General features: G+C 46.2%; 1 protein-coding gene. It reads right to left on the bottom strand.

What is annotated here, in order from left to right; translation table 11 throughout:
- A partial coding sequence (locus QT974_RS33875; RefSeq protein WP_333472738.1) for an NAD(P)H-quinone oxidoreductase subunit 4 occupies positions 1-1,583 on the bottom strand: 1,583 nt, incomplete at its 3' end.
- Positions 1,584-1,944 lie beyond the last annotated feature (361 nt).

Raw genomic sequence — 1,944 nt, 5'->3', positions numbered from 1 at the left:
AACTTGCTAGGCTCGATCGCAGGTGCGCGCAGAGACACAGTTCGATCCGCAGCAGCCTTAGCCACTAGAGATGGCACAGAATCCCGCAACTTTGCCGTCAACTGTGTAGTAGTCGCATCATAAACCTGAGTCAGCATCTTCGGATACAAGCCAATCCCAATAATCGGCACTAACAAAGCCGCAATAATAAACACTTCTCGCGGTTCCGCATCCACCAACTCTTCGTGTTCCGCCAATTCCTTGTTTTCAGGGCCGTAGAAGATTTCACGCAGCATCGACAGCAGATAAATCGGAGTCAAAATCACCCCGACAGCCGCCAAAAATACCACGCAAACCTTGAACACCGGATTGTAAGCGTCGCTAGTTGCAAAGCCTACAAATACCATCAATTCTGCGACAAAACCGCTCATTCCCGGCAAAGCCAAAGATGCCATAGAGCAAGCTGTCCACATTGCGAAAACTTTGCGCATTTTCTTGCCTACCCCGCCCATTTCGTCGAGCATGAGGGTGTGCGTGCGATCGTACGTGCAGCCTACCATAAAGAACAAACTCGCCCCGATCAAACCGTGGGAAACCATTTGCAGCATAGCGCCGCTCGTACCCAAATCGGTAAACGAAGCTATCCCAATCAGCACAAACCCCATGTGCGAAATCGAAGAATAAGCAATTTTGCGCTTCAAATTGCGCTGAGCAAAGGAGGTTAAGGCCGCGTAAACAATGTTAACTACACCCAAAATTACTAAGATGGGTGCAAAAGTAGCGTGAGCATCCGGGAGCATTCCGGCATTCATCCGCAGCAAGGCGTAGCCGCCCATTTTTAGCAGAATTCCTGCTAGCAACATATGGGCTGGTGCGGTTGCTTCGCCGTGGGCGTCGGGGAGCCAAGTGTGCAGGGGAAAAATCGGCAGTTTGACGCCGTAGGCGATTAAAAATCCTGTGTACAGGAGCAATTCTACATTGGGGGCGAATTCTTTGGCTGCGATCGCCCGCATATCGAAAGTCACCGTATCGCCATAAAACGCCATCGTCAGCGCGCCAACCAAAATAAACAGCGAACCGCCTGCGGTGTAAAGGATAAACTTAGTTGCTGCGTAGAGGCGCTTTTTGCCGCCCCAGATTGACAAAATCAGGTAAATCGGGACTAATTCTAGTTCCCAAACCAGGAAAAACAGCAACATATCCTGCACGGCAAAAACTGCGATTTGGCCGCCGTACATTGTCAGCATCAAAAAGTAAAATAGCTTTGGTTTAAGTGTGACTGGCCAAGCAGCTAAAGTCGCCAGGGTAGTAATAAAACCTGTCAGCAAAATCAACGGCATTGACAAACCGTCAGCACCTACTGACCAATTTAAATCAAGTTGCTGCACCCAAGTATAACTTTCTACCAGTTGCAAGTCTGGATTGCTGAAATCGTACTGAGTGCAAAAAGCATAAACAAGCAGAGCAAAATCAATCAAACCGACAATCAAAGCATACCACCGCACCGTCTTGCCATCCTTATCGGGAATCAAAGGAATTAGCAAGGCGGCAGCAATGGGAAACAGAATTGTTGTTGTTAACCAGGGAAAGTTAGCTGTATCCATTGCGTTTTAAAATTATCCATCAATTATTAGGTTTAAACACATTTTGGCACTTTTGGTCTAAATTTTATACTTTCTTTATACGAAACGTAATTTTTGCAATAATTGCTACGAATGATGCGATCGCATAATTTGAGTTTAATCAAAAATTTATTTCTATTGGCTAATTGTCAATTGTGAGTTATTAAGTTAAGGTCAGTTCTTAAAATATCTTTTGGTGGGAAACGATCGTGCCCATTGGTGTCAACTTCAGCCGATCGTCTGCAATTGGGAGAGTCCGCCAGGGGTTGAAACCCCTGGCTAATAGCGAAAGTCCTCTTAAGAGGACTGAAGAACTCATTAGTCCTCTTAAGAGGACTTTCGC

Source organism: Microcoleus sp. BM001215392 (genome assembly GCF_036700185.1).
GTDB lineage: Bacteria > Cyanobacteriota > Cyanobacteriia > Cyanobacteriales > Microcoleaceae > Microcoleus.
The sequence above is the reverse complement of the archived record's forward strand: the minus strand, read 5'-3'. Positions and strand labels throughout refer to the sequence as shown.